Source organism: Streptomyces chumphonensis, from assembly GCF_014779715.1.
GTDB lineage: Bacteria > Actinomycetota > Actinomycetes > Streptomycetales > Streptomycetaceae > Streptomyces > Streptomyces chumphonensis.
Map to the genome: position 1 here is coordinate 232,268 of NZ_JACXYU010000002.1, position 19,503 is coordinate 251,770.

Below are 19,503 nucleotides of genomic sequence, written 5' to 3' on the forward strand. Positions count from 1 at the left end.
GACGTTGATGGGTGACTTACGGGTGGCGATGGACATCGGGGGCACGTTCACCGACGTCGTCGTCCACGACGCACGGACCGGGCGCTACCGGGCGGCCAAGGCCTCGACCACGCCCGGCGACCTCAGCGAGGGGGTGCTCAGCGCCCTGGGGGCCGTCGTGGACTCCGAGGCCGACATCTCCTTCCTCGTGCACGGGACGACGCAGGGCCTCAACGCCCTCCTCCAACGGCGTGGCGCGCGGGTGCTGTTGCTCGCCTCGGCGGCCGCGGCGGACACGTACCACATCGCGCGGGGGCCGCGCACCCGGCTGTACGACCTCCACTACCGCAAGCCGGACCCGCTGGTGCCGCTGCGGGACATCGTCCCGGTGGGCGGTCGGATCGACGCCGAGGGGCGGGAGATCGAGCCGCTGGACGAGGCCGCCGTGCGCGCGGCGGCGACGCGCCTGCGCACCGGGGGATTCACGGCCGTCGCCGTCGGCTACCTGTTCAGCCACGTCAACCCCGCGCACGAACGGCGCACCCGCGACATCCTCCTGGAGGAGCTGGGCCCCGATCTGACGCTCTCCCTGTCCCACGAGGCGGCCAACGAGTGGCGGGAGTACGAGCGGACCTCCTCGGCGGTGACGGAGGCGTACATCGGCCCGGTGGTGCGGCGCTACCTCACCGGTCTGACGGGAGCGCTCGCCGCGCGGGGGGTGACGGCGCCGCTGCACGTCATGCAGTCCTCCGGCGGCGTCATCACGGCCGAGTCGGCACGCCGCAGGCCCCTGCAGACCCTGCTGTCCGGTCCGGTCGGCGGCACGATGGGCGGCGTGGAGCTGGCCCGTCTCCTGGGCCGGCCGGACCTCGTCTGCGTGGACATGGGTGGGACGTCCTTCGACGTGTCCCTGGTCGTCGACGGCCGCCCGGACGTGGCGGCCGAGGCCCGGCTGGAGGGCCTGCCGATTCTGATGAGCGTGGTGGACCTGCACACCATCGGCGCGGGCGGCGGTTCGGTCGCGCGGACGGAGGCGGGCGGGCTGCGCGTCGGCCCGCGCTCGGCGGGCGCCGATCCGGGTCCGGTCTGCTACGGCCGGGGCGGGAGCGAGCCGACGGTGACGGACGCCAACCTCGTGCTGGGCCGCGTCGACGGGCGGGGTTTCGCCGGGGGCCGGCTGCCCCTGGACACCCGCGCCGCCACCGCGGCGCTCGCACGGCTCGGCGGCACCCTGGGGCTGGGAACGCGGGCGATGGCCGAGGGCGTCTGCGACGTGGCGAACGCCAAGATGGCGCAGGCGATCCGCACGATCACGGTCTCCCGGGGCATCGAGCCGCGCCGCTTCACCCTCGTCGCCTTCGGTGGTGCCGGGCCGATGCACAGCGTCTTCCTCGCCCGGGAGCTGGGGATCGAGGAGGTCGTGGTGCCGCGGTTCCCCGGCGCGCTCTCCGCCTGGGGCATGCTCCAGACCGAGATCCGGCGGGACTTCGCCGAACCGTACTTCCGGTTGGACGCCGACCTGGACGGCGCGGCCCTGGCCGCGCGGCTCAGCGAGGTCACCGACCGGGCGCTGGCCTCGCTGGACAGCGAGGGCGTCCCCCAGGACGCGCGGCGGGCCGAGGCGGCCGTCGACATCCGCTACGCGGCGCAGGAGTACACCCTGACGGTGCCGCTCACCGGTCCCCGGGAGCCGTTGGACGCGGACTTCCGGACCACGGTGGCGAATCGTTTCGCCACCGTGCACCGCAGCCGGTACGGGCACGCGAACCCGGGGGCTCCGATCGAGTTCACCGCGCTGCGCGTGACGGCGTTCGGCGACCTCGGCCGGCTGCGGCCCGAGGTGCTGCCGCCGGCCGAGGACGCGGACGTCCCCGCCGCCGAGCGGGCCGTCGTGTTCGCGGGGCGCGAGCACCGGACGCGCGTCGTGGCCCGCTCGGACCTCCGCCCCGGCCACACGTTCGGCGGACCTGCCGTCATCACCGAGGACACCGCCACCACCGTCGTCCCGCCCGGCCACCGGGTCGCGGTGGAAAGCTCCGGCGCACTCGTCGTCACCGGGGAGCGGGAATGAGGCCCACCACCGCCGCGGGGCCGGAGGACGCCGTCGACCCGGTGACCGTGGAGATCATCCGCAACGCCGTCATCTCCGCCGCCGACGACATGAACGCCACGCTCATGCGCTCGTCCTACACCCCGATCATCTACGAGTGCGGTGACTGCGTCGTGGCGCTGCTGGACGACGAGCACCAGGTGCTGGGGCAGTCGGCCGGGCTGCCCATCTTCCTGGGCAACCTGGAGAGCTGCACCCGGGCCACCGAGGAACGCTTCGGCCGCTCGGTGTGGCGGCCCGGCGACGTCTGGATCCTCAACGACTCCTATCTCGGCGGCACGCACCTCAACGACGTGACGATCTTCGGCCCGGTCTTCGTCGAGGGGGAGCTGGCGGGCTTCACCGCCACCCGGGCCCACTGGATCGACGTGGGCTCCAAGGACCCGGGCGGGTCGATGGACTCCGTGAGCATCTTCCAGGAGGGCCTGCGCATGGGCCCGCAGAAGCTCGTCGAGGGCGGCGCGGACGTCCCCGGGGTGCTCGACACCATCGCCACCAACGTGCGCTTCCCCTACCCCACCACAGGCGACATGAACGCCATGGTCGCCACGGTCCGCACGGGGCAGCGGCGGTTGGCGGAGATCGTCGCGCGCTTCGGGCTCGCGACGCTCCGCGCGGCGCGCGACGAGATCTTCCGTCAGACCGAACGCCTCGAACGCGCCGTGATCGAGGGCGTCCCCGACGGCGTCTACACCGCCGAGGGATTCCTCGACAACGACGGCATCGACCTCGCCACCCCCGTCCCGGTGCGGCTGCGGATCACCGTCTCCGGCTCCGACGTCGAGTTCGACGTGACGGAGTCCGCCGACCAGACCACCGGGCCGGTCAACTGCGGTGCGGCCCAGGCCGTCTCGGCGTGCCGAGTGGGGTACAAGCTGCTGGTCAGCCCGGACGTGCCCGGCAACGGCGGCTCCTTCCGGCCGCTGGCGGTCCGGGTCCGGGAGGGCTCCGTCTTCGGGGCGCTTCCCCCGGCCGCCTGCCAGTGGTACTTCTCGCACCTGGGGCTGCTCATCGACCTGGTGGCGAAGGCCCTGGCGCCGGTGCTGCCCGACCGGGTCGCGGCGGCCAGCCACGGCGACTCCATGGTGGTGATGTTCGCCGGTACCGACCCCCGGGTCGCGCGCCCCTACGTGAGCCTGGAGGCCACGCTCGGCGGGTGGGGCGCATGGCGCGGCGGCGACGGTCAGGACGCCCTCATCAACAACGTCAACGGCTCGCTCAAGGACCTGCCGGTGGAGGTCCTGGAGGCCCGCTACCCCCTGCGCGTCACGCGGTACCGCATCCGTCCGGACTCCGGGGGAGCGGGGCGCTGGCGCGGCGGCAACGGCGTGGTGCGGGAGTACGTGGCGCTCGCCGACTGCACCGTGTCGCTGTGGTTCGAGCGCTCGGTGACGCCCGCCTGGGGACTGGCCGGGGGCCACGACGCCGTGCCGCCCGAGGTGGTGGTCAACCCGGGGCGCCCCGACGAGCGGCGGATGCTGAAGTGCAACGGCGTGGCGCTGCGCGCCGGGGACGTCGTGCGCTGTATGACCGGTGGCGGCGGCGGGTACGGCGATCCCGCCGGTCGCGATCCGGGGGCCGTGCGGGCCGACGTGCTGGACGGCCAGGTCTCCCCCGCCCACGCGGCGGCGACGTACGGACGGGTGGCGGACGCGTCCGCCGGGGGGACGCCGGGCGCGTCACAGGGCTGACGGCCGTCCGGTGGCGAACGGCTCGGTGCTCAGCAGGGCGTGGCAGGCCAGGTGGAGCGCCAGGCGGCCGTCCGGCGCGTCCGGGTCGACGCCCCGCGCCCGGATGCGTTCCAGGCGGCCGAGGACCGTGTTGCGGTGGACGCCGAGTCGGGCCGCCGTCTGCCCCGTGGAGCCCGCGCAGTCCAGGAGTGCGGCGAGGGTGACGAGCAGGACCTCGGCCTTGGCGTCGGCCAGCAGCGGGGCGAGCAGCGTGCGCGCCGCCGCCGCGAGTTCGGCGACGGGCAGGTGGGCGAGGACGGCGCGCGGCCCCAGTTCGGCGTACCGTTCCACCGTGCCCGGGGCGCGGCGGCTGGCCGCGACGGCGGCCAGCTCCGCCTGCGCCACGGAGTCGCGCAGGCCGTCCAGCCCCTCCCCCGGCTCGCCGACCCCGGCCGTCAGGGGCAGCGGTATGCGCGCCTGGGCGAGCCTGCGCCCCACGAGCCGGGACACCTGTCCCGGCTCGGTGCCGGTGAACCAGGTCGTCCAGCCCCCGTTCTGCGGCACGAGCGGCGCGGCGAACCGGCCCGTCTGCCAGGCCGCGATGACGCCGGCGGCCGCGCCGTCGAGGTCGGCCGCGGCGGGCTCGGCGGGGCGCAGCCGCACCGCCACGTGCCGTCCGTCCACGGGCCAGCCGGCCTCCCGGGCCAGCTGTTCGGCCTCCGGTTCCACGGCGCCGGGCTCCTCGCCGACGGCCCCGCCGGGCGGCGGTGGCGCGGTCGGGGCGGAGCCGGGCCCGGTGCGCAGGAGGGTCTCCAGGAGCAGGCGGTCCCGTCCGGCCTGGTGGGAGAGGGACATCCGGAGTCCGGCCCCGGCCGCCGTGATCGAGGACCGGGCGAGCTTGAGGATGGTGGTGACCGTGTCGGCCCAGGAGGGGGACGCCTCGGTGAGCTGGGCGACGAGCACGGCCCACGGACCTCCGTCGGGTCCGGGCACGGGTACGCGGACCCGCCGGTCGTGCGCGCCCGTCTGATCGTCGCCCCGGCCCGCCGCGGCCCGACCGGCCAGCAGGTGGCCCTCCTGGGTGAGCAGCGCGACCAGGGCGCCGGGCACCTCGGCGTTGATGGCCCCGACGATGTCGCGCAGGTTGTGCCGTTCGCTGAACAGCACGGCGCACCGGGCGATGAGCCGGGCTCTCGCGGCCTCCGTGTCGGCGACGGCGACCGCGAGGTCGAGGGCGAGCCGGGCCGGATCGGCGACGGACAGCAGCGGCATCCGCAGCCGCTCGGCGAGCTGCGGGGTGGAGCCGGTCACCGCGACGGAGGCCGGGGCGACCACGCAGGAGGCGTTGCGTTCCCAGGCGAACCGCATCGCCGCCTCCAGCGCCCAGCTGCCGTGCGCGGCGGCCGGGTGCAGGACCATGGCGGTCTCGGGGGCGCAGCGCCGGGCCTGGTCGAGGTCGGAGATGAGGCTGACGCCCGTCACCGGCCGGTCGAGCCTGCTGCCGGCGCGTACCTGGGCGCCGCTGAGCGGGCCGAAGCGGACCAGTTCGGCCACCGTCAGCGGGCCGGACGGGCGGCTAGGGCTCATCGGTTGCCCTCCTCGTTGGGATGACGCACGGGGAAGCCGAAGGCGCGCGGCCCGGCGAGCGCGAGTCCTTCGGGGGTGTGCCACATGGGTGCCGCCGGGACGACCAGGACGTCGACGTGGTCCCCGACGGCGACGCCCTCCAGGCCCACCGGCCGCAGCTCCTGACGGTCCAGCAGACACACGACGTCGGGGACGGCCGCGACGACGGCGCCGTCGACGAGCGCCAGCAGGATCTCGTTCTGGGCCTCCAGCCGCACCACGGGGCCGTCGGTGGCCGGGTCGGAGACGACGATGCTGGTCGGCATCGACGGGTACCGGCGGGCTCCCGCCGTGGGGCCGGGCAGGTCCAGCGCGACGACCCGGCCGCTGGCCAGCAGCCGGGCCCCGACCGTGCGGGCCAGTCCGGCCAGGACGGCGGCGTGGCGGTTCTGGGTGGTCAGCAGTTCACCCATCCGCATGATGCGGCCGGTGGCCCCGCGGATGGCCGCGTGCCGCAGCCGGGCCGCCGTCGCCGGGTACATGGCGCAGGCCATCAGTCCGCCGGAGGCGTCCACCACGCCGCGCAGGAGCCGGTCGGCCCGGGCGGTGGAGGTGTCGAGCACGACGGCGTCCCCGGCGGCGCTCATGGCGGCGAGCGGGCCGACGGGCAGTCCGGCGAGCGCGTAGGTCGTCTGGTGGATGAGCGGGAGGATACGGCCCATGCCGTCGCAGTCGACCAGGGGCAGCCCGAGGGCGGCGGCCGCGGCGAGGGGCACCAGGGCGTTGGGGCCGGCGGAGTTGAGGGCGACGACCGCGTCGAAGCGGTGTCCGACGCGGTCCTCCAGGGCTCGGACGGCTCCGGCGAACTCGTCTCCGCTGAAGGGAAGTTCGATCAGGGGGGCGAACCCCCCGACGGCGCCGACGGCGACGCACCGCGCCTCGGGCGGCAGCGCGTCCAGGGGCACGAGCGGCACAGGGCCGTACTGTTCGAGCAGGGCGGCGACGCAGACCGTCAGGCCGTCGAGCCCCGCGGCGCCCCGGCCGGAGCTGAGCAGCTCGTTCCCGGCGACGAGGACGGGCAGGTCGGCGGCTGCGATGTGGCGCAGCGGCTCGGGGCTCACCGTCGCGCCTCCGTTCCCGGACGGCTGCCGGCCCGGATCTGGAGCCGGTAGATGCTCAGGTACCCCACGGCCGTCGCGGAGGAGCGCACCACGGCGGCCGTGCCGGGTTCGGCCCCGTGGGCGGCGACGAGGGCGAGCGCGCGGTGTTCGGCCTGGCTCTGGACCTCCTCCAGCGTCTGCCCGGTGCCGACCGGCACGAGCAGGTCCAGCCAGGCGCCCGGCTCGGTGCCCGCCGCGCCGGCGGCGGCGAGGTCGGCCTCGGGCGTGAGGAGCACGGTGCCGCGCCCGGCCAGCCGCGCGATCTCCTCGGCCGTCTCCCGGCCCGGCGCGTCGAGGGCCGCCACCACGTCGGCGGTGTGGCGGCTGCGGACGGCGGTGAGCGTCGTGCCGGGGCTGCGGACGGGCGCGGCGGTCAGGACGGGCTGCGGGGTGACCACGCGGACCCCGCCCACTCCGGGCAGGTCGGCCTCCACGTGCGGCAGCCCGTCCCGCACCTGACCGACGGTCACGGTGCCGTCTCGGACGAGGACGACGAGCGCGTCGGCGGTGCCGGACTGGCGGGCCGCGGCGACGAGCGCGGTGGCCGCGGTGGCTCCGAGCCCCAGGACGGGGAGCCAGCACAGTCGGCGGGCCGAGACGCGTCCGCCGTCGCCGGTGGCGAACCAGCAGGCCGGCCCGCCGGGGAGGGCGGCGGTGGTCAGTTCGCAGCAGGCGATGAGGTGGTCGGCCGGGGCGAGGAGGGCCGCGTTGACGACGGTGGTGGCCTCCCGTTCCAGGAGGCCGAGACCGCCCGTCTCGTGCGAGAGGCACACGTGCAGGTCCGGGTGGCGCTCCAGGATGGCGGCGGCGGCCCGGACCTCGTGGTCGGCGCAGGCGGTGGCCCCGGTGGCGGTGACGGCGACGGTGGAGATCCCGGCCTCGGTGACGGCGTCCGCGCACCGCTGGGCCGCGCGCACGTCGGCCTCGGCGAGTTCGGTGCCGAAGAGGTCGTGGCCACCCGGCGCGGTGCCGCGCCAGCCGACGAGCGAGCGGATCAGCGCGGCCGGATGGCGGCCCGCCCCGGCCACGGCGGGCGGCCGGGGCACCAGCCGCAGGGCGGCGACGGGCCGTGCGCGGGGCAGCCAGGAGGCGACGCGGGCCGCCGGAGCCTCACCCTCCGGTCCGGGGGCGGTCGTCCGCGTGAGGGAGGCTTCGAGTACGTCCGCGACGTCCCAGGTGACGGAGTCGACCCCGGACGGCGCGGCGGCGACCAGGGTGCGCAGGACCCGTTCGGCCGTCTCCCGGGGACCGAGGGGGGCGAAGACGTCGAGCGGCGCGGTCGCCGCACCGAGTATCCGTTCGCCGTCGAGGAGTGCGGCGTGGATCTCCCGGGTGCCCAGCCGGACCCCGATGCGCATGCGTTCCCTTCGTGCGGTGCGTGGTGCTGTGCTTGCCGTGGTGCGGAGCGCGCGGCGCCGAGGAGGGGCGGCCGGTTCGCTCACGAAGTCCAGCGGTAGTACAGGTCGGCCGCCTCCTGCGGTGGGTGTGGTTCCTGCGGTGCGTAAGGTGACGGATGGGCTTCCGGTGGTGATTCTTCCGGATGCGGGGCCTCCGTGGGGAGGGTCGCGGCGAACCGGTCCGCACCGTGCCTGCGCAGTGAGCGGACCCGGCAGAGCGTGTCGTAGAGGGCGACGCCGTCGGTGAGCAGGTCGCCGCCCTCGGGCGGCAGCAGCCAGAAGCGCGCGGCGCACGGCCGGTAGTCGGGCCCGCCGCCGTCGGGGGAGCCGCACCGCGTGGTGCGCCGCCGGCACAGGGCGCTGGGCGGCGGCCACTGCCAGGGTCCGTCGTCGGGGCCGATGGGGACGTGGGCGAGCTCGTGCACGAGGCAGATGAGGACCGCTCCCACCGGAAAGCCCTGCTGACGCATCGTCGACAGCGACTCCACGGCGCTGCGGCGGGGCGCCTGCACCACGCTCCCCTGATGTCTGCTCAGTTCGGGCGGTGCGGTCTCACCGAAACTGACGAGCCACGGTAACCGGACGGCGTCGATCATGGTCGCTCCCCTCGCGCGGCGACCCGGTGAACGGCCTCGGACGCTCCCCCCGTCCGGGGTACACCTCTTCCATCCCGACAGGGACGGTTGTATGTTGACAGCTCAACCATCCTTTGCATGGCTGCCCCCCAGCGGCGAGCACAGCACCGGACCCCGGTCGGTCGGCCGGGGGCGCTGCGTGACGTGGTACACGGTCGCAAGGGACGCTAGTGGGGCACCACAGGTTGCCCCTGTGCACCGTGCACAGTCACCCCTCGGCGCACTGTGCCCCGCGCACGGTTCACCGGGCCACGCCGCCCCTGCCTCGGACATGAGCGCAGCATGTCGATGGGTTACCGACGGTTGCACACAGCGCGAAGCCGCGCCCGCATTCCGTGACCGGCGCCACGCGGACGCCATAGGGCGCCGGGCGCGCGCTCCCGTCACGGCCGAAACGAGCCGCTCGGACCCCGCAGTCGTGGCGCGATCGCAGCGGCCGGGGGAACGGCTCCGGCGGCGCCCAGCTCCCCGGCGAGCGCCTCCGCCCACGCGACGAGCCCGGCCACGTCGACCCCGTGCGGGGGCTCGGCGGCGTACGGGCCGACGCTGCGCGCGCCCCGGCGCAGCAGCGCCGCGGCGCCCACCGCGTTGCCCCGGGCGGCGTGCGTCACCCCCACGGCCAGCTGGGCCAGACCCCGCCACAGCTCCCGCTCGCCCTCCGGCCCGGACTTCCAGGCGTCCTCCAGCACCTCGTGCGCGTGGAACGGCCTGCCCCGGTCCAGCAGTCGCTGGGCCTCCGTCAGGGACTCCCCCGGGCTCCGCACGACGCCTTCGGGTTGCCGCTCGACGCCGGGCGCTCCGTACGGCAGCGGCCGACCGAGCCCGTCGCGGGGCCGGGCGTTTCGGGCCCGGCCCTCCTCGTCACGATCCCGCATCGCCGCGCTCCCTCACCATCACCTCGACACCGTCCAGGACCCGGGCGAGGCCGAACTCGAACTCCTCGTCCTCCGCCTGCGGTCCGGCGGTCAGCACCCCGGAGTCGACCACCCGTCGCACCTCGGGGAACCGTTCGGGGTCGGCCAGCCGGGCGAGCAGGCGGCCGTAGGCGGCGGAGGCGTCCTCCACGGTGCCGCCCGACCGGCGCGCGGCGGAGGCGAGGTCGGCCGTCAGGGCGGCCTCCGTCCGCACGTACCCCCCGACGAGGCCGAGCACCCCGAGCTTCTCCCCCGCGTCCAGGGCCGTCCCGGAGAGGTGGCGCAGCCCCTGCTCCATCCACGCGACGGAGTGGGGGGTGGCCGGCGGCGTGCTGATCGGCAGCCGCAGGAGCCACAGGTTCCGGTGGAGGACGGCCCGGTGCGCCCGGGCCCAGGCGGTCAGCCCGGCCCGCCAGCCCGAGACCTCCGGCGGGTCGGGCGGCGGCCCGACGGCGGCGTCCTCCATCAGCACGATGAGCTCGTCCTTGGCCGCGACGTAGCGGTAGAGCGCCATGGCGGAGACGCCGAGCTCCGCGGCGACCCGGGCCATGGAGACGGCCTCGATCCCCTCGGCCACCGCCAGTTCGATGCCCGCGCCGACGATCCGCTCGGTGCTCAGCCCCCGGCGCGGCCCCCGGCCGGGCCGTTCCCGCAGCCCCCAGGCGGCCTCGACGCCCGGTGGCAGCCCCGTCGTCGGCGTCTCCTTGCGCTCTCCCATGGACCCGTGTCTAACATACACACTACTGTTTACGGCATAAACATCTGTGTATGTCATAAGCTCTGCCCGGCGCGGCGGCGGAAGGGGAAGGGGAGACCATGCGTGGTACGACGGCCGTCGAGGCCGAGGGGCTGCGGAAGTCCTACGGCTCCGTGGAGGTGTTGAGGGGAATCGACCTGTCGGTCCCGCGCGGCGGCGTGTTCGCCCTCCTGGGGCCGAACGGCGCGGGCAAGACGACGACCGTGCGCATCCTGGCCACGCTCGCGCAGGCCGACGCGGGCCGGGCCGTCGTCGCCGGCGCGGACGTGCGCCGCGAACGGTCCCTGGTCCGCCGGAGGATCAGCCTGACCGGCCAGTACGCGTCCGTGGACGAGATGCTGACCGGGGCGGAGAACCTGCGCCTGACGGCCCGCCTCGCCGGTCATCCGCGGCGCGCGGCCCGGCGCCGCGCCGACGAGCTGCTCGAACGGTTCGCGCTCGGCGGGGCGGCCGGGCGACGCGTCGCGACCTACTCCGGAGGCATGCGGCGGAGGCTGGACATCGCGGCCTGCCTGGTGGGCACTCCCGAGGTGGTCTTCCTCGACGAGCCGAGCACCGGGCTCGACCCGCGCAGCCGCCAGACCCTCTGGGACGTCGTCCGGGAACTCGCCTCGGGCGGCGTCACCGTCCTCCTCACCACGCAGTACCTGGAGGAGGCCGACCAGCTCGCCGGACGGTTGGCCGTCGTCGACGGCGGGCGCGTCGTCGCCGAGGGCGGCCCGGCCGAGCTGAAGGCACGCGTGGGCGGGCGGCGGCTGCACCTGGCGCTGCGCGACGCGGACGCCTACACACGGCTGGTGAGCGCGCTCGGCCCCCGGGCCGTCCACCGCGACCCGGAACACCGCACCGTCGAGCTCGCCACCGACGGCGGCGCGGCCCACGTCCGGGCCCTGCTGGACGAGGTCGACCCCACGCGCGGTGAGGTGACCCGCTTCGAAGTGCGCGGAGCCACCCTGGACGACGTCTTCCTGACCCTCACCGGTACGCCCCCCACCGCCCCGGCCCACGCGGCCGGCTCACACCGCGAGGAGCCCGTCCGTGGCTGAGTTCGCCCCGGCCCGCGGCGCGGGCCACGCCCTGACCATGGTCGACCGCTCCCTGCGGCTCTCCGCCCGCAACGTCGACGCGGTCCTCGTCTCCCTGGTGCTGCCCGTCATGCTGATGCTGGTCTTCGTCTACTTCTTCGGCGGCGCCATCGACACCGGGGCATCTCACGGGGACTACGTCACCTACGTCGCCCCCGGCGTGCTCATCCTGTGTGCCGGGTACGGCGCGTCGATGACGGCCGTCAGCGTCACCCGGGACATGGCGGAGGGCGTCATCGACCGCTTCCGCTCCCTGGACGTCGGCGGCACCGCCGTCCTCACCGGGCATGTGGTCGCCAGCACCGTGCGCAACCTCGCGGCGACGGCGGCGGTACTGGCCGTCGCCCTCGCCATCGGCTTCCGGCCGACGGCCGATCCGGCCCGTTGGCTCGCCGCCCTGGGCGTCCTGCTGGCCTACGTCGTGGCCCTGGCGTGGCTGGCCGCCGTCGTGGGACTGCTCGCGCACTCCGCCGAGGCGGCGGGGGGCTTCACGTTCTTCATCCTCTTCCTGCCCTACCCGAGCAGCGCCTTCGTACCGATCGACACGATGCCGGGCTGGCTGCACGGCTTCGCGGAGCACCAGCCGGTCACCCCCGTGATCGAGTCGATGCGCGCGCTGCTGCTGGACCGGCCGGTCGGGGACGCCCTGTGGCCGGCGCTGGCGTGGAGCGCGGGCCTGACGGCCCTGGCCCTCCCGCTGTGCGCCCTCGCCTTCCGGCGGCGCACCGCCTGACGCCGCCCGCCCCCGTGGCGCTGCGGCCCGGGGGCGGGCGGGTGAGGATGGACGCATGCTGCTCGCCGACCTCGCCCGGACGTCGAACGCCGTCGCCGCCGCCTCGGCCCGCTCGGCCAAGGTGGCCCTCCTCGCCGACCTGTTCCGCTCCACCGAGCCGGCCGAGGCCCCGGTCGCCGTCACCTATCTGGCCGGACGGCTGCCGCAGCGGCGCATCGGCGTGGGCTGGCGGACGCTCAGGGACGCGGTGGAGGCGACGCCCACCGGGACGGCGGCGACGCTGACCGTCGCGGAGACGGACGCGGCCCTCGGCGCGATCGCGGCCGTCGCCGGCAAGGGGGCCCAGGGCGAACGCGGGCGGCTGCTGCGCGGGCTGCTGGGCGCGGCCACCGCGCGGGAGCGGGACTTCCTCGTCCGGCTCCTCACCGGTGAGCTGCGGCAGGGGGCCCTGGACGCCCTCGCGGTCGAGGGACTGGCGGCGGCGGCCGGGGTGGCGGCCGTGCGGGTGCGGCGGGCGGTGATGCTGGGCGGTTCGCTCGGTGCCGTGGCCCAGGCGCTGCTGGCCGACGGCCCCCGCGCGCTGGACCGGTTCCGGCTCACCGTGGGCCGACCGGTGCAGCCGATGCTCGCGCAGACCGCGCGGGACGTGGCGGAGGCGCTGACGCGGCTGGGGCCGTGCGCCGTCGAGGAGAAGCTGGACGGCATCCGGGTGCAGGTGCACCGGGACGGCCACCACGTGGCCGTCCACACGCGCACGCTGGACGAGATCACCGACCGGCTCCCCGAAGTCGTCGCGGCGGCCCGGGAGCTGACGTGCCGCTCGGCGGTGCTGGACGGGGAGGTCATCGCCCTGGACGCGACGGGGCGGCCACGACCGTTCCAGGACGTCGCGGGCCGGGTCGGCTCCCGCACGGACGTGGCCACGGCCCGTGCCGCGCTGCCGCTGTCCGCCGTCTTCTTCGACCTGTTGTCCGTGGACGGCCGCGACCTGCTCGACCTGCCGGCCCGCGAGCGGCACGCCGAGCTGACCGCCGTGGTCCCCGAGCCGCTACGCGTCCGGCGGCTGGCCGTGTCCGACCCGGCGGACGACCGCGAGCGCGCCGAGGCCCGCCGTTTCACCGAGGACGTGCTGGAGCGGGGCCACGAGGGCGTCGTCGTCAAGGCCCTCGACTCCCCCTACAGCGCCGGGCGGCGCGGTGCGGCCTGGCTGAAGGTGAAGCCCGTGCACACCCTGGACCTGGTGGTGCTGGCCGCCGAGTGGGGCCACGGGCGGCGCACCGGCACCCTGTCCAACCTCCACCTGGGGGCACGCCGCGCCGACGGCACGTTCGCCATGCTCGGCAAGACCTTCAAGGGACTGACGGACGCCCTGCTGGCCTGGCAGACGGAACGGCTGTCGGAACTGGCCGTGGCGCACGAGCCGTGGGGGGTGCGGGTGCGCCCGGAACTGGTCGTGGAGATCGCCCTGGACGGCGTCCAGCGCTCGTCGCGCTACCCGGAGGGGCTGGCGCTGCGCTTCGCGCGGGTCCTGCGGTACCGGGAGGACAAACGGCCGGAGGAGGCCGACACCGTGGCGGCCGTGCGGGCCCTGCACGGCCGCGAGGAGCCCGGGAGGTCCTGAGACGCACCGTCACGACCCGTCCGCGTCCAGGGCGGCGCGCAGCCGTGCGGCGACGCCGGCCGCCTCGGCGTCCTCCGCGTACCGGGTGCGCGGCCAGAAGAAGCCCCGCAGCCCGTCCTTGCGGTTGCGCGGGACGACGTGCGTGTGGAAGTGCGGCACGGACTGGCTGACCCGGTTGTTGGCCGCGACGAACGTGCCCGCCGCCGGCATCCCCCGCTCGACCGCGCCCGCGATCCGGCGCACCCGCAGGTAGTAGGGGCCGATCTGATCGGTCGGCAGGTCGGTCAGCGTCTCGTGGTGGTCGCGCGGGACGACGAGCACGTGGCCGGGGAAGACCGGCCGGTGGTCCAGGAACGCGACGGCCACCTCGTCCTCGAAGACCCGGTGCACGGGGGTTCGTCCGGCGACGACGGCGCAGAAGAGGCAGCTCATGCCCCCAGTCAAGCGTGTCGTCGGGTGCGGCGCCCACGGCCGGGGGTACCGGCGTCGTCCGCGCGGGTGATCCCGGGTCGGCCGGACGGACGGGCCCCTCGCGTCGCGGGACCGCGCCCGCCCGGCGGGGGCGATGCTGGCCCGGCGGCGGGCGTCGTGAGGACCCGCCACCGTCGAAACAGCGTGGGAGTGAGCAGCCGTGGCCGTGTGCGAAGTGTGCAGCAACGAGTACGACATGTCCTTCGAGGTGCACGCGCAGGGCGCGGTCCACGTGTTCGACAGCCTGGAGTGCATGGCCCAGCGGATGGCGCCCATCTGTGAGAACTGCTCGTGCCGCATCCTCGGACACGGGGTCCAGTCGGACGGCCGGTTCTTCTGCTGTGCGCACTGCGCCCGCGTCCAGGGCCACGCCCAGCTCGTCGACCACGCCTGACGGCGGACCGGCCGCCCGGCCCGCCGGCGGGCGCCTGACGGCCGGACACCCGGCGCTCAGCCGTAGAGGGCGTCGACCTCCTCGGCGAAGCGGGCGAGGACGACCTGCCGCTTGACCTTCAGCGACGGTGTCAGCATCCCGTTCTCCTCGGTGAACTCCCCCTCCACCAGCCGGAAGGTGCGGATGGACTCCGCCCGGGAGACGGCCTCGTTGGCGTGGTCGACGGCCCGGCCGACGTCGGCGAGGAGTTCGGGGTCCTCGCGCAGGACGGCGAAGGGGGTGTCGCGGGGCCGCTTGCGGACGGCGAGCCAGTGCTCCACGGCCTCGGGGTCGAGCGTGATGAGCGCGCCGACGCACGGCCGGTCGTCCCCGACGACCACGCACTGCGCCACCGGCGGGCGGCTGCGCAGTCGGTCCTCCAGCACGGCCGGGGAGACGTTCTTGCCGCCGCGGGTGACGATGATGTCCTTCTTGCGGCCGGTGATGGTGAGGTAGCCGTCCTCGTCGAGGGCCCCCAGGTCGCCGGTGGCGAACCAGCCGTCGTTCAGGGCCTCGCGGGTGGCGGCCTCGTTGTTCCAGTAGGACGTGAAGACGATGCTCCCCTTGATGAGCACCTCGCCGTCGTCCGCGATGCGGACGCTGGTGCCGGGGACCGGCTGCCCGACGGTGCCGGGGCGGGGCCCGAGCGGCGGGATGACGGTGGCGGCGGCGGTCGTCTCGGTGAGGCCGTAGCCCTCGTAGACCATGATGCGGCTGGCCGCGAAGAAGAGGTTCAGGTCGCGGTCCAGGGGTGAGCCGCCGCTGATCGCGTACCGCAGCCGGCCGCCCAGTTCCCTGCGCACACGTCGGTAGACGAGCAGGTCGTAGAGGCCCCAGGCGAGGGTGAGGCCGGGCCCGGGGCCCTTGCCCCGGCCGAGGAACTCGTCGATGGCCGCCTCGGCGTACCGCACGGCGACCCGGTCGGCGCGGTCGAAGGAGGAGCCGCGTCCCATCCGCTCGGCCGTCGCCCGCCCGGTGTCGTGGATCTTCTCGAAGAGGTAGGGGACGCCGACGACGAACGTGGGGCGGAACCTGCGCAGTTCGGGCCGTAGTTCGTCCGGTGTGATGCTCGGCCAGTGGCCCACCTCGATGCGTGCCGTCATGCAGGCGATCTGGATGACCCGGCCGAGGATGTGGGCGAGCGGCAGGAACAGCAGGGTCGACGCCGTCTGCCCGGTGACGGCCTGGAAGACCGGGTGCAGGAGCTGGACGGTGTTGTGCGCCTCGGCGTGCAGGTTGCCGTGGGTGAGGACGCACCCCTTGGGACGGCCCGTGGTGCCGGAGGTGTAGCACACCGTGGCGACCGTGTCGGGGGTCAGGGCGGACCGGCGCTTCGTGACGGCGTCGTCGGGGACGTCCCGGCCGGCCTCGGTGAGCTCGGCGACCGCCCCCGCGTCGAACCGCCACACGCGCGGGTCGCCGCCGAACGTGCGCGCGGCCGTCAGGACGGTCTCCCGGTTCTCGGCGTTCTCCACGACGGCGAACCGGGCGCCGGAGTCCTGGAGGATCCAGGCGACCTGGTGCACGGAGGAGGTCGCGTAGACGGGCACGCTCTGCCCGCCGGCCGCCCAGATCGCGAAGTCCAGGAGCGTCCACTCGTAGCGGGTCCGGGACATGACCGCGATCCGGTCCCCGGGGCGCAGACCGGCCGCGACGAGCCCCTTGGCCACGCCGGTGACCTCCCGGGCGAACTCGGCGGCGGTGACGGGGTGCCAGGTCTTCCCACGCCTGCGTTTGACCACGACGGCGTCGGGCGCCTCACGGGCGTTGGTGAAGGGGATGTCGGCCGTGCTCCCGGCGACCGGCGCGGTGGCGAAGGGGGACGTGCGGGCCTCCCGCACGACGCCCCCCTCGCGGATGACGTCGACCGACACCCGGGTGGCCAGGTCGCGGCGGCTGCTCGCTGCTTTCAGGTCCTTGCGTACGCCCATGGACGGCTCCTGTTCGCGAAGGTCGGGTGGGGGGGGTGGGGGACGCTCAGCGTTCGAGGAGGGCGACACGGCGTCCGGGGGACGTCATGGACGGTTCTCCTTGTGATCCGGGAACACGGTTCTTACTCTTGGGTAAACTTACTTGTGCGTAAGGAGAAAATCCATGGCCGATCGCTACCAGCGGCTGACCGCCTCCGGGCCGGGGGCGTTCGTCGCCCGCCGGCTCGGGCTGCCGCGCCCGGAGACCCTGCGGCGGCACGAGCCGGGCGGTCCCGTCGCCGTCGGGCCCGTCGTCCTCGGGGGCGCCGACGGCGGGCGGGCCCGGCAGCCGCTGCGGAAGGTGCTGGACGCGATCGGTGTCCCCGTGCTCGACCCGACGGCGGAGCGCGGCGACCCGCCCGGCGCCCTCGTCTTCGACGCCACCGGCATCGGCGCGAGCGCCGACCTGGCGGCGCTGCACGCCTTCTTCCACCCGCGCGTCCGCGCGCTCGCCCCGTGCGGACGGCTCGTCGTCGTCGGGACGCCCCCGGAGCGGGCCGGTACGCCGGGCGCCGCGGCGGCGCAGCGCGCCCTGGAGGGCTTCGTGCGCTCGGCGGGCAAGGAGCTGCGGCGCGGCGCGACCGCTCACCTGCTGCACGTCACGCCGGGGGCCGAGGACGCCGTGGAGTCCACCCTGCGCTTCGTGCTCTCCCCGCGCTCGGCGTACGTCTCCGGGCAGGTGCTCCGGATCGAGGGGGCGGGCGGCGTCCCCGTACCGGGCGACTGGGAGCGGCCGCTCGCCGGGCGGGTGGCCCTGGTGACGGGGGCCTCACGCGGCATCGGCGCGGTCGTGGCCGAGACGCTCGCCCGTGACGGAGCCCACGTCGTCTGTCTGGACGTCCCCGGACAGAGCGAGGCGCTGCGCGCCGTGGCGGCCCGGTGCGGCGGCGGCGCGCTGGAACTCGACGTCACCGCGCCTGAGGCGCCGGGCACCCTGGCGGCCCGTCTGCGCGCGGAGCACGGCGGGGTGGACGTCGTCGTGCACAACGCGGGCATCACCCGCGACCGGACGCTCGGCCGCATGGACGCCGACCGCTGGAACGCCGTCATGGCCGTCAACCTGACCTCGGTGGAGCGGATGACGGAGGAGCTCCTGGCCGGGGAGGCCCCGGTGCTGCGGGACGGCGGGCGGGTCGTGTGCACGTCGTCCATCTCCGGCATCGCCGGGAACGTCGGGCAGACCAACTACGCGGCGAGCAAGGCGGGGCTGATCGGGCTGGTGCGGGCGCTGGCACCGCTCACGGCCGACCGGGGGATCACGGTCAACGCGGTCGCGCCCGGCTTCATCGAGACGCGGATGACGGCGGCCGTGCCCCTGTTCGTCCGGGAGGCCGGACGCCGCATGAACAGCCTCGCGCAGGGTGGGCAGCCGGTGGACGTGGCCGAGGCCGTCGCGTTCCTCGCCTCCCCGGGCAGTGCCGGGGTCAGCGGGCAGGTGCTGCGCGTGTGCGGCCAGGCCCTGCTGGGAGCGTGAGCGCCGTGACGTCCGCCCCCCGATCGCCACTGACGACCCGCGAACTGCGCACGGTGCCCGCGCTGGTGCCGCTCTACGCCCGTGCCGTGCTGCCCAAGAGCGGCGGGGACGGCCCGCCGCCCCGCCGGGAACTGGTGGTGACCGCGCGGGCGGACGCGGTGCGGGTGCGCCGGTACGCGGAGGTCTGCGGCTTCCCCACCGGCGGGCCACTGCCGCCGACCTACCCCCACCTGGTGGCCTTCCCCCTCGCCATGGAGCTGATGGCCGCACGGGACTTCCCGTACCCGCTGCTCGGTCTGGTGCACCTCGCCAACGAGGTCGAGTGCGCGCGTCCGCTCGCCCCCGGCGAGGCGCTGACCTACCGGGTGCGCACCGGCGACCGCGTCGGCCACCCCCGGGGGACGGCGTTCCGGATGCTCGCCGAGGCGTCGGACGGCAGCAACGTGGTGTGGCGCTCGACCAGTACCTACCTGCGGCGCGGACGGCCGACCGGGGAGGCGCCGGGCGACGCGCTGCCGGACGTCGAACGCCCCGACCGCACGGAGAGCTGGCGGCTGCCCGCCTCGACCGGCCGCGCGTACGCCGCCGTCTCCGGGGACCGCAACCCCATCCACCTGTATCCGCTCACGGCCCGCCTGCTCGGCTTTCCCCGGGCCCTCGCGCACGGCATGTGGACCAAGGCGCGGGCCCTGGCCGCGCTCGCCGACGTCCTCCCGGACGCCTGCCGCGTCACCGTGGACTTCCGCTCCCCCGTCCTGCTGCCGACCCGGGCGCGGTTCAGCGCCGTCGCCCGCGGGGACGGCCACGCCTTCGCGGTGCGCTCGGCGGACGGCACGCGGGAGCACCTGCGCGGCCGGGTCTCACCGCTTCGCTGACGCGGGCGACGCCCACACCTCTCCCCCGAGCACGTTGCGCATGCCGACCCAGGCCATGTTCATCAGCCGCAGCGTGACGCGCTCGGGGGACTCGTCGGGGTGGTTCTCCAGCCAGTCGGTGAGCGAGTCGGCGGCGCCCACCAGCGCGTGCGCGACGAAGTCGGCGTCGTCCTCGCCGAGCCGGGCCGGGTTCGGGCTCTCGGCGATGCCGTCCCGGACCAGTCCGGCCACCTCGGCCATCACCATCCGCCGGGCGGCGGAGACCTCGGCGGCGATCCGCTCGGAGAGCTCGGACGCCTGGCGGTGCAGGACGACCCAGCTGTCCCGGTGCTCGTGCACGAAGCCGAAGAAGGCGGCCAGCCCGGCGCGCAGCCGCTCGTCGGGGCTCGCCTTCTCGCGGGCCGCCTGCTGGAAGGCCCCGGCCAGGCGCTGGGACTCGCGCCGCACGCAGGCGACGAAGAGGTTCTCCTTGGAGTCCAGGTAGAGGTAGACCATCGGCTTCGAGACCCCGGCGAGGTCGGCGATCTCGTCGACCGACGCGGCGTGGTAGCCGCGCTTGGCGAACACCCGGATGGCCACGTCGATCATCTGCTGTTCCCGGACCTGCCGGGGGACCCGGCGCCTGCGTTTCTCCGTCACCCTCGCCAGCCTAC

The 19,503-nt window shown here is 75.4% G+C and carries 17 protein-coding genes; 8 read left to right on the forward strand and 9 right to left on the reverse strand.

Annotated features, from left to right (window positions below; all coding sequences use genetic code 11):
• Positions 1 to 7: 7 nt before the first annotated feature.
• Together IF129_RS06285 and IF129_RS06290 are read left to right on the forward strand one after the other, a co-directional pair.
• Positions 8 to 2,050: a hydantoinase/oxoprolinase family protein gene (locus IF129_RS06285; RefSeq protein WP_191208473.1), complete on the forward strand. Its 2,043-nt coding sequence runs from the start codon at positions 8 to 10 to the stop codon at positions 2,048 to 2,050.
• Positions 2,047 to 3,780 (forward strand): hydantoinase B/oxoprolinase family protein, encoded by a 1,734-nt coding sequence (locus IF129_RS06290; protein ID WP_191208474.1) that lies wholly within the window; start codon positions 2,047 to 2,049, stop codon positions 3,778 to 3,780. Before IF129_RS06285 ends, IF129_RS06290 begins: the two co-directional genes overlap by 4 nt.
• Here IF129_RS06290 and IF129_RS06295 read toward each other — a convergent pair.
• The 6 genes from IF129_RS06295 to IF129_RS06320 all read right to left on the reverse strand — a co-directional run bounded on the left by IF129_RS06295 (position 3,769) and on the right by IF129_RS06320 (position 10,149).
• On the reverse strand, positions 3,769 to 5,346 hold the full coding sequence (locus IF129_RS06295) for a helix-turn-helix domain-containing protein (protein WP_191208475.1): 1,578 nt from the start codon (positions 5,344 to 5,346) through the stop codon (positions 3,769 to 3,771). The genes IF129_RS06290 and IF129_RS06295 overlap by 12 nt on opposite strands.
• Positions 5,343 to 6,446 (reverse strand): DUF917 domain-containing protein, encoded by a 1,104-nt coding sequence (locus tag IF129_RS06300; RefSeq protein ID WP_191208476.1) that lies wholly within the window; start codon positions 6,444 to 6,446, stop codon positions 5,343 to 5,345. The genes IF129_RS06295 and IF129_RS06300 overlap by 4 nt, the downstream gene beginning before the upstream one ends.
• Entirely contained in the window at positions 6,443 to 7,843 is a 1,401-nt protein-coding gene (locus IF129_RS06305; RefSeq protein ID WP_191208477.1) for a hypothetical protein, read from the reverse strand. Before IF129_RS06305 ends, IF129_RS06300 begins: the two co-directional genes overlap by 4 nt.
• Before the next feature lie 80 nt (positions 7,844 to 7,923).
• Positions 7,924 to 8,478 (reverse strand): hypothetical protein, encoded by a 555-nt coding sequence (locus tag IF129_RS06310; protein WP_191208478.1) that lies wholly within the window; start codon positions 8,476 to 8,478, stop codon positions 7,924 to 7,926.
• Positions 8,479 to 8,900: 422 nt separating this feature from the next.
• A complete protein-coding gene (locus IF129_RS06315) occupies positions 8,901 to 9,392 on the reverse strand; it encodes a DUF309 domain-containing protein (RefSeq protein ID WP_191208479.1) in 492 nt (163 codons plus the stop codon).
• Complete coding sequence (locus IF129_RS06320; protein ID WP_191208480.1) at positions 9,379 to 10,149, reverse strand: TetR/AcrR family transcriptional regulator; 771 nt, start codon at positions 10,147 to 10,149, stop codon at positions 9,379 to 9,381. The genes IF129_RS06315 and IF129_RS06320 overlap by 14 nt, the downstream gene beginning before the upstream one ends.
• A 98-nt stretch (positions 10,150 to 10,247) precedes the next feature.
• On the opposite strand from IF129_RS06320, the gene IF129_RS06325 reads away from it, so the two are divergent.
• The 3 genes from IF129_RS06325 to IF129_RS06335 are packed head-to-tail and all read left to right on the forward strand — an operon-like array spanning position 10,248 to position 13,627.
• A complete protein-coding gene (locus IF129_RS06325; protein WP_191208481.1) occupies positions 10,248 to 11,234 on the forward strand; it encodes an ATP-binding cassette domain-containing protein in 987 nt (328 codons plus the stop codon).
• A gap of 37 nt (positions 11,235 to 11,271) precedes the next feature.
• The gene (locus IF129_RS06330) at positions 11,272 to 12,006 is read left to right on the forward strand and encodes an ABC transporter permease (protein ID WP_191208736.1); all 735 of its coding nucleotides are present in this window, start codon (positions 11,272 to 11,274) and stop codon (positions 12,004 to 12,006) included.
• Positions 12,007 to 12,061: 55 nt separating this feature from the next.
• A complete protein-coding gene (locus tag IF129_RS06335; RefSeq protein ID WP_191208482.1) occupies positions 12,062 to 13,627 on the forward strand; it encodes an ATP-dependent DNA ligase in 1,566 nt (521 codons plus the stop codon).
• Positions 13,628 to 13,636: 9 nt separating this feature from the next.
• Here IF129_RS06335 and IF129_RS06340 read toward each other — a convergent pair whose 3' ends face one another.
• Positions 13,637 to 14,059, reverse strand: a complete 423-nt coding sequence (locus IF129_RS06340) for an HIT family protein (RefSeq protein ID WP_191208483.1) — start codon at positions 14,057 to 14,059, stop codon at positions 13,637 to 13,639.
• Between the two features lie 199 nt (positions 14,060 to 14,258).
• Here IF129_RS06340 and IF129_RS06345 point away from each other — a divergent pair, with 199 nt between their 5' ends.
• Entirely contained in the window at positions 14,259 to 14,492 is a 234-nt protein-coding gene (locus tag IF129_RS06345; RefSeq protein ID WP_191208484.1) for a hypothetical protein, read from the forward strand.
• A 56-nt stretch (positions 14,493 to 14,548) separates the two neighbouring features.
• Here the strand turns inward: IF129_RS06345 and IF129_RS06350 are convergent, their stop codons facing one another.
• Complete coding sequence (locus tag IF129_RS06350) at positions 14,549 to 16,462, reverse strand: AMP-dependent synthetase/ligase (RefSeq protein ID WP_191208485.1); 1,914 nt, start codon at positions 16,460 to 16,462, stop codon at positions 14,549 to 14,551.
• Between the two features lie 163 nt (positions 16,463 to 16,625).
• On the opposite strand from IF129_RS06350, the gene IF129_RS06355 reads away from it, so the two are divergent.
• Complete coding sequence (locus tag IF129_RS06355; protein ID WP_191208486.1) at positions 16,626 to 17,975, forward strand: 3-oxoacyl-ACP reductase; 1,350 nt, start codon at positions 16,626 to 16,628, stop codon at positions 17,973 to 17,975.
• A gap of 5 nt (positions 17,976 to 17,980) precedes the next feature.
• Positions 17,981 to 18,850: a MaoC family dehydratase gene (locus IF129_RS06360; protein WP_318153584.1), complete on the forward strand. Its 870-nt coding sequence runs from the start codon at positions 17,981 to 17,983 to the stop codon at positions 18,848 to 18,850.
• On the opposite strand, the gene IF129_RS06365 is transcribed toward IF129_RS06360, so the two are convergent.
• Complete coding sequence (locus tag IF129_RS06365) at positions 18,836 to 19,489, reverse strand: TetR/AcrR family transcriptional regulator (protein WP_191208487.1); 654 nt, start codon at positions 19,487 to 19,489, stop codon at positions 18,836 to 18,838. The two genes, IF129_RS06360 and IF129_RS06365, sit on opposite strands and share 15 nt — an antisense overlap.
• Positions 19,490 to 19,503: the final 14 nt, after the last annotated feature.

Excerpts from the sequence above, each read along its gene's own strand:
- IF129_RS06340 (WP_191208483.1), bottom strand. The coding sequence starts at position 14,059 with ATGAGCTGCCTCTTCTGCGCCGTCGTCGCCGGACGAACCCCCGTGCAC.
- IF129_RS06330 (WP_191208736.1), top strand. The coding sequence starts at position 11,272 with ATGGTCGACCGCTCCCTGCGGCTCTCCGCCCGCAACGTCGACGCGGTC.
- IF129_RS06350 (WP_191208485.1), bottom strand. The coding sequence starts at position 16,462 with ATGGGCGTACGCAAGGACCTGAAAGCAGCGAGCAGCCGCCGCGACCTG.
- IF129_RS06315 (WP_191208479.1), bottom strand. The coding sequence starts at position 9,392 with ATGCGGGATCGTGACGAGGAGGGCCGGGCCCGAAACGCCCGGCCCCGC.
- IF129_RS06285 (WP_191208473.1), top strand. The coding sequence starts at position 8 with ATGGGTGACTTACGGGTGGCGATGGACATCGGGGGCACGTTCACCGAC.
- IF129_RS06335 (WP_191208482.1), top strand. The coding sequence starts at position 12,062 with ATGCTGCTCGCCGACCTCGCCCGGACGTCGAACGCCGTCGCCGCCGCC.
- IF129_RS06355 (WP_191208486.1), top strand. The coding sequence starts at position 16,626 with ATGGCCGATCGCTACCAGCGGCTGACCGCCTCCGGGCCGGGGGCGTTC.
- IF129_RS06325 (WP_191208481.1), top strand. The coding sequence starts at position 10,248 with ATGCGTGGTACGACGGCCGTCGAGGCCGAGGGGCTGCGGAAGTCCTAC.
- IF129_RS06320 (WP_191208480.1), bottom strand. The coding sequence starts at position 10,149 with ATGGGAGAGCGCAAGGAGACGCCGACGACGGGGCTGCCACCGGGCGTC.
- IF129_RS06295 (WP_191208475.1), bottom strand. The coding sequence starts at position 5,346 with ATGAGCCCTAGCCGCCCGTCCGGCCCGCTGACGGTGGCCGAACTGGTC.
- IF129_RS06310 (WP_191208478.1), bottom strand. The coding sequence starts at position 8,478 with ATGATCGACGCCGTCCGGTTACCGTGGCTCGTCAGTTTCGGTGAGACC.
- IF129_RS06305 (WP_191208477.1), bottom strand. The coding sequence starts at position 7,843 with ATGCGCATCGGGGTCCGGCTGGGCACCCGGGAGATCCACGCCGCACTC.
- IF129_RS06290 (WP_191208474.1), top strand. The coding sequence starts at position 2,047 with ATGAGGCCCACCACCGCCGCGGGGCCGGAGGACGCCGTCGACCCGGTG.